8 protein-coding genes are annotated in these 6,859 nt (G+C 64.2%); 7 read left to right on the top strand and 1 reads right to left on the bottom strand.

Features of this window, described 5'->3' with window-relative positions:
* Positions 1-334 precede the first annotated feature (334 nt).
* The gene (locus M2427_RS09715; RefSeq protein WP_280706027.1) at positions 335-1,051 is read right to left on the bottom strand and encodes a DUF599 domain-containing protein; all 717 of its coding nucleotides are present in this window, start codon (positions 1,049-1,051) and stop codon (positions 335-337) included.
* A gap of 121 nt (positions 1,052-1,172) precedes the next feature.
* On the opposite strand from M2427_RS09715, the gene M2427_RS09710 reads away from it, so the two are divergent.
* The 7 genes from M2427_RS09710 to M2427_RS09680 all read left to right on the top strand — a co-directional run bounded on the left by M2427_RS09710 (position 1,173) and on the right by M2427_RS09680 (position 6,797).
* Positions 1,173-1,835, top strand: a complete 663-nt coding sequence (locus M2427_RS09710; RefSeq protein ID WP_280706026.1) for a glutathione S-transferase family protein — start codon at positions 1,173-1,175, stop codon at positions 1,833-1,835.
* Positions 1,836-1,844: 9 nt separating this feature from the next.
* The gene (locus tag M2427_RS09705) at positions 1,845-2,291 is read left to right on the top strand and encodes a YidB family protein (RefSeq protein ID WP_280706025.1); all 447 of its coding nucleotides are present in this window, start codon (positions 1,845-1,847) and stop codon (positions 2,289-2,291) included.
* A 204-nt stretch (positions 2,292-2,495) separates the two neighbouring features.
* Positions 2,496-2,687 carry a hypothetical protein gene (locus tag M2427_RS09700; protein WP_280706024.1) on the top strand — a complete coding sequence of 64 codons (192 nt, stop codon included), beginning with the start codon at positions 2,496-2,498 and terminating at the stop codon, positions 2,685-2,687.
* Between the two features lie 157 nt (positions 2,688-2,844).
* Positions 2,845-3,846 carry a hypothetical protein gene (locus M2427_RS09695; RefSeq protein ID WP_280706023.1) on the top strand — a complete coding sequence of 334 codons (1,002 nt, stop codon included), beginning with the start codon at positions 2,845-2,847 and terminating at the stop codon, positions 3,844-3,846.
* Positions 3,847-3,888: 42 nt separating this feature from the next.
* Entirely contained in the window at positions 3,889-4,329 is a 441-nt protein-coding gene (locus tag M2427_RS09690; protein ID WP_280706022.1) for a DUF1489 domain-containing protein, read from the top strand.
* Between the two features lie 345 nt (positions 4,330-4,674).
* Positions 4,675-5,598: a division plane positioning ATPase MipZ gene (locus M2427_RS09685; RefSeq protein WP_280706021.1), complete on the top strand. Its 924-nt coding sequence runs from the start codon at positions 4,675-4,677 to the stop codon at positions 5,596-5,598.
* Positions 5,599-5,936: 338 nt separating this feature from the next.
* A complete protein-coding gene (locus M2427_RS09680) occupies positions 5,937-6,797 on the top strand; it encodes an alpha/beta fold hydrolase (RefSeq protein ID WP_280706020.1) in 861 nt (286 codons plus the stop codon).
* The last annotated feature ends 62 nt before the right edge of the window (positions 6,798-6,859 follow it).

Below are 6,859 nucleotides of genomic sequence, written 5' to 3'. Positions count from 1 at the left end.
GCGCAGGGAAGGCCGAGTGTTCGGCACCACCTGTATGCTGCTGTGCGGTTCTTCCTGCGCTACATCTTCGCGCAGCGGACCGCGGGTGCGAGGTCAGCACCCGGCCTTCCCTGCGCCCTCTCGGACAAGAGGGACACGAGATCAAGCAAAGCTCGGGCGAATTGAGCCGCGAGGTCGATAAGGCGTGTCTGCGACTCAACTGCGAACGGGACGAGCGATGCCGCTGCCTCACACTCCGTCATTGCGAGCGCAGCGAAGCAATCCAGAATCTTTCCGCGGGGGCAGACTAGATTGCTTCGCTGCGCTCGCAATGACGACGTGGAAAGAGCCGGGCTCAACGACCGCGCTTCGGCGTCTCGTCGCCCGCCACCACCTCCGGCGCCATCGCCGCCCATGCACCGGAGGCGAACTGCCGGCGCCAGGTCACCACCACCACGGCGGCCGTGGTCACGAACAGCACCCAGGGGCTGACGAACCAGCCGAGATAGCCGAGCGCGAAGAAAAACGCGCGCTGGCCGCGGTTGAAATGGCGTCCGGCGGATTCGAACACGCGCGTGGTGCGCATGACATGGGCTTCGGCCTCCGGCGTGTCGCGCTGCGAGGCGGGTGGCATGCCGCCATAGAGGATGGCGACATAGTTGAACAGGCGATAGGCCCAGGCGAATTTGAAGAAGGCATAGACGCAGATCAGCACGAGGCCGACGCACTTCAACTCCCACATGGCGGGCGAGGTGCTGAGATCGATCGGCAGCTTGCCCAGGATGGTGATCGCGTCGTTAGTGGCGTGCAGCAGCGCCAGCGCGCCGCCGAGTGCGAACAGGCTGGTGGAGGCGAAGAAGGCGGTGCCGTTCTGCAGCGAAGCCATGATCTGCATGTCGACCATGCGCGCCTCGCGGTCGAGCAGGCGGCGGACCCAGACCTCGCGGTAGCGGTTCATCCGGGCCGACAGGCTGTCGCGGCCATAGGCGGAATGCTCGAGCGTGGCCGCATAGACCAGCCACTCGATGATGAAGAAGCCGACGGCGGTGATGTCGACCCAATGCCTGCTCATCTCTCTCTCCTCGCGAGCCGTCACGATTGCCACGCATGGTGAGAGGCGGCAACGATTGATTGGCGGCAGGCGATGGCGTTAAAAGCAGCCGCACAGACGGATTTACGGAAGGACCCGTGACATGGCAGCGCTCAAGCTCGCGATCGGCAACAAGAACTACTCGTCATGGTCGATGCGGCCCTGGCTCGCGCTCCGCGCCAACGACATCCCGTTCGTGGAGACCGTGATCCCGCTCTACACCGACAATCCCGCGGACAAGGAGCAGATCCTGTCCTTCAGCCGCGCCGGCAAGGTGCCGGTGCTGGTCGACGGCGACATCACGGTGTGGGATTCGCTGGCCATCATCGAATACATCGCCGAGCGCTATCCGGAAAAGAAGCTGTGGCCCGATGACGTCGCGGCCCGCGCGTACGCCCGTTCGGTGTGCGCCGAGATGCATTCGGGCTTCATGGCCTTGCGCGGCGAATGCGGCATGAATTTGCATCGTCCGGTGCGTCCCGTGACGCTGTCGGCCGAGGCCAAGGCCAATGTCGCCCGTGTGGAGGAGATCTGGCGCACGTGCCGGACCCGTTACGGTGCCGGCGGGCCGTTCCTGTTCGGCCGCTTCGGCGCGGCGGACGCGATGTATGCCCCGGTCGTGCACCGTTTCCGCACCTACGCCATCGAGGTCACTCCGGAGACCCAAGCCTATATGGACACGATGATGGCGATGCCGTCGTTCCAGGAATGGACCCGCGACGGCCTCGCCGAAACGCTTGTCATCGAAAAGTTCGAGACCGTGTAAATCAGCAATGTGATTAAGCGCCGCTTGACGGCGGGGCGGCTCGCGGCGCTCAATCAGAGGGAACGCGGCTCAGGAGAGGGGACGGCAATGGGAATTCTGGACTCGCTGGAAAACAATCCCGCGCTGCGGAGCGCACTCGGCCAGCTCGGCGCCGCCGTTCTGCCTGCCGTGCTCAGCGAGGTGATGGGCAGCAACAACCAGGGCGGCCTCGGCGCGATCGTCGCCAAGCTCCAGCAGTCGGGCTTCGGCGACCAGGTGAAATCCTGGCTGGGCAATGGCCAGAACATGCCGATCTCGGCCGACCAGCTCCGCGCCGTGTTGGGCAATGACACCGTCCGTCAGCTCGCCGCGCGCTACAACATCCCGGTCGACCAGCTCGGCGAGATCCTGGCCCAGGAGCTGCCCAAGGCCGTCGATCAGGCAAGCCCGAATGGACATCTGCCTCACGGCGCCTGAGGGGCGAGTTCCAGCGGTATCACCGGGCGCCCGGTTCCCCGGCTAGAAACCTGAAAACATTGCGGGTTTGGCGCATTTGCCATGCCTGCATACTGCTGGCCAAAACGTCGCATCGCGTGCTATAGGTCGGGCCGGGTTTTCAGCCGGTCCGTCGCAGTGGGACCCTGGGCACGGCCGGCGCTGTTTGAGTGATGGAGATGGGCGTTGAAGCATAAATTCCCCGTGGGATCGCGCGTATTGTTCACTGCCAGCAACGTCGCGCGCCCGGCTGCGAGTGGTTCGTACGAGATCATTCGCCTGCTGCCGACGGAAGGCGACGACTGCCAGTACCGCATCAAGAGCTCCACTGAGGCCTTCGAACGGGTCGCCAAGGAAAGCCAGCTCGCGCTCTCGTAATTGGCTGAACGTCGCTGCGCGTTGACATCGCGGCCGAATTTGCTCGCCTCGCCGTCAAAAGGCCCGCTTCGGCTCGACAAGGTGGGCCGGGGGCAGTTGCCGATGAGCGGTGCTCGCTTGACCATCAGCTCTTTGCTCGCGTGAGGGGACATCGCGCATGAACTGGGCATGGGCCTCGTCGCTCGACCAAATCTGGCGCTCGCCAGCCTTTCCGATGTGGATGACGCTGGCGGCTGCCGGCTTCTTCGGATTGATCCTGCTGATCACGCTGCTGCGCGCCGAGAAATCGGTCGCCAACGGTGCGCTGACCGTCATCACGCTGCTGTCGATCGGCATCGCCGTGGCCGCCACCATGCGCATCTACGGGCCGGTGGGGCAGGCGGCCCCGACGGGAGCGCGCACCCAAACCATGGTGACGGCGACCTTGCCGGCGCTGTCCTGCCTCGACGATCTCGGCGGGGATACCGTGGCCGTTGGTTGCGAGAAGGCGCTGTTCGGCGCGCCCGACACGGCCGCCGCGGCCGTCGCCTATACTGCAGCCCGGATCGATCGGCTGACCGCGCTCGGCGATGTCGCGGCCGCCGACAAGAGCCTGACGCCGGACATCAAGGTGTTGCGGAAGTCGCTGGAGCATGATCGCTACGGTCTCGTTGCCCAGGTGCTGGTTGCGCGCGACGGCTGCACCCAGTTCGACTGTGCCGCGTTTCGCTCGCTGACTGATCAGCAGCAGGTCGCCGCCAACATGGACGCTCACCTCTATGATCAGCTGGTAGCGCGCTACGCGCCAGGCTGGAATTCGCCCGCAGCGGCGCCGGGAGCGCTGCCGCCCAACCCGATCGCCGTGCTGCCGCCGACGATGCCGACGGGCAAGCCGACCAACGCTGAGTTCCCCAGCGCCTCGTCGACCCCGCCGGTGAGCATCATGACTCCCGAGCCGCCCACCGCGGCGACGCGCCAGGCCCCGGCCAATTCGGTCGCGGGGCCCGCTGCTGCGCCGGCGCCGCGTGGACCGGCTGCGACCTCGGCACAGGCTGCAGCGCCTGCGGCCCCGGCTGCGAAGAAGCCGCCCACACCGAAGGCTGCGCGCGCGCCGGCCGCTGCGCCGGTTCCCCTTGCGCCGCCGCCGGGCTCGGCTCCCGCGGCTGCGGATAACGACTAGTTCGGCTTTGAAAACCCGCGCATGGCCCGCTAATGCTGGGCCATGCCACTCCATCTGATCAAGCTTGCCGTCGGCTGCGACTCCGTCAAGGAATTGAAGGGGTGGGTCGCCGAACGGATGCAGACGGCCAGGAAAAAAGGCCTGCCGCAACACCACATCCACATCACGCGCATGGTGCCCAAGCGTGACGCCGAGATTCTCGCCGGCGGCTCGCTCTATTGGGTGATCAAGGGCGAGATCGCCGCGCGCGAAAAAATCATCGGTATCGAGCCGTTCCGCGACAAGGACGGCATCGGACGCTGCCGGATCGTGATGCAGCCGAAGGTAATCTCGGTGTCGCCGCGGCCGATGCGGCCGTTCCAGGGTTGGCGCTATCTCACCGACGATTCCGTGCCGCCCGATCTCGGCAAGTCCGCCGCAGGCACCATCGCGGCGATGCCTGAGCCGATGCGGCGCGAGTTGCGCGATCTCGGACTGCTCTGACGCGGAGGCCTATGGCGGTGTCACGGTGTGCAGCTTCGCCACGTCGGCGGGCGGCAGCGACACATGCCCGTCATGGAGTGCTCCCATGGTCGGCGCCAGCACGGGCGTGGGCGCGGCCGGCTAACCTTAACGAGCGGCGGTCGTGGACGCCGCACATCGACATCAGGCAGAGCATGTCCCGCAGCGAGGTCGTCGCGCCATTGTGGGCTGGATCACAGACGCAACACCGCGATGCGATTCATGATGATGACCAACGCACTGTGATTTCGTCGTCCTGTCACGCATTTCACTTGACCGCAGACGCGGCCAATTCGAAGATATTGTTCAGGGGTGTTGAGGATCGCCATGCTTGTGCAGGCTAGCCAAAGCCAATCCGGCTCGGCGCACGTCGTTGTGCTCGGCAACGAGAAGGGCGGCTCCGGCAAATCGACCACCGCCCTGCACATCGCCGTTGCGCTCCTGAAGGCCGGCCAGCGCGTCGCCACCATCGACCTCGACTGCCGTCAGCAAAGCTTCACCCATTACATCAACAACCGGTCCGCCTGGGCGCGTCGCACCAAGCTCGATCTCGAGCTGCCGGTGCATCGCTGCATCAAGCTCGGTGAGACCATGCAGATTGCCGAGAACGAGAATTCCGAGTTCCAGCAGTTCATGGAGGCGGTCTCGGCGGTCGAGAGCAGTTTCGACTTCATCGTCATCGATACCCCCGGCACCGACAGCTACCTGATGCGGCTCGCCCATTCGATGGCCGACACGCTCGTCACGCCAATCAACGACAGCTTCCTCGATTTCGACGTGCTCGGTACCGTCGATCCCGCCAATTACGCCGTGACGGGGGAAAGCCATTACGCCGAGATGGTGCGCGACGTCAGGCGCAAGCGCCGCCAGCTCGACGGCTCGACCACCGACTGGATCGTGGTGCGCAACCGCCTGTCGATGCTCGGCTCGCGTAACAAGCAGCTCGTCGCCGATGGGCTCAAGGATTTGTCGCTGCGGCTCGGCTTCCGCTACATCGACGGCTTCGCCGAGCGCGTCGTCTATCGCGAGTTCTTCCCGCGCGGGCTGACGGCGCTCGACGAGATCGACGAGGCCACGCTCGGGATGCGGCCGAATCTCGGCCATCTCACCGCGCGGGAGGAGGTGACGAGCCTGCTCCGCCAGCTCAAGCTGCCGCTCGACGAGCGCGGCCGCCGCCGTGCGGCAAATCGCGCCGAATGGTTCAGCCAGGTCGACAAGCCGCTCGAGGTTCACGATATCCTCGGGGCGTAGGCGGTACGCCGCTACTTCGTGTCGATTATGACAGCCGGTTCCCGCGGGAACCCGACGCGCCCAGAGTCGTTTTCACCCAGCGTTCACCGCGAAATTGAACCTGACTGTGACAGGTTGCGTCGGATGGTCATCTGCACCGGACGTAGCGGTATCAGAACAGGGTGCCTAGCAAACGTGTGCGTCGCACAATGAAAGGGCTGCCGGATCACAATATTTGGCCTTCCTGTCACGCGGCTGTGACATATATTAGGGAATAGGCGCGAAGGGGCCGAAGAGCCCCTCGAACAACACGATTTTCAACAGGGATCAGGTCGATAGGCCTGAGGCTGAGGACGAAAATGAAGCGTGGAATTGCCGTTCTGGTTTCGGTTGGAGCCCTCTTCGGCGTCGCCTATTTCACGGCGAGCAAGTGGGCCATCAAGCACGAGACCATCACTTTCTACGACGCTTCGCGCGACAACCGTCCCGTGCCTGTCGACATCGCGATCCGCCGCGACAAGGAAATGCAGGCCAATGCCGGCATGATCACGCTTCCGGTTGCAGTGATCAATCACGGCAACACCGTCAAGAACACCGAATACGGCTTCCTTGCCAACATTTTCGCGGCGCGCGGTTATCTCGTCCTGAGCCCGCAGCATGATTTGCCGACTGATCCCCCGATGGTGACCAAGCCCGGTGAGCTCTATGTCGGCCGCCTGCCGCAGATCCTGCGCGGCGTCGCCAATATCCATCTGGCGGTGCAGGAGATGAAGAAAGTTCAGCCCAACGCTGATTACGCCAGGGTGACGATGGTCGGCCATTCCATGGGCGGCGACATCACGATGTATTTCGCCAAGCAGTATCCGGATGAGGTCAAGAAGGTCGTCACACTGGACAATCTCCGCGTGCCCTTCGTGACCGCCGGCAAGTTCAAAATTCTATCGTTCCGCTCCAAAGATCCGCAGTTCAAAACCGATCCGGGCGTGATACCGACCGACGAAGAGTGCGAGAAGGCCGGTATTCAGGTCGTGAAGACCGAATTCCAGCATAACGACATGCGCGACACCGGTCCCGATGATGCCAAGAACTCGATCCAGGGCATGCTCGATAAATTCCTGAGCGACAACGACAGCGCGCTCGCGCCGGTCGACACCCGTTCGGCTCCGCCCAAGATCCTGGAGCCCGGCCCGGTCGCTCTGATGGCGCCGGCCAAGAGCTAGTCTCAAGAGCTAGTCTCTTCGTTCATAACCGTAAACGAACCTCAGAGCCTCCGCCGGCTTCT

This window comes from Bradyrhizobium sp. BR13661 (genome assembly GCF_029892425.1).
In the GTDB taxonomy this organism is placed as follows: Bacteria; Pseudomonadota; Alphaproteobacteria; order Rhizobiales; family Xanthobacteraceae; genus Bradyrhizobium.
Note: the sequence above shows the minus strand (reverse complement) of the source record. Positions and strands in the feature narration are given on the sequence as shown.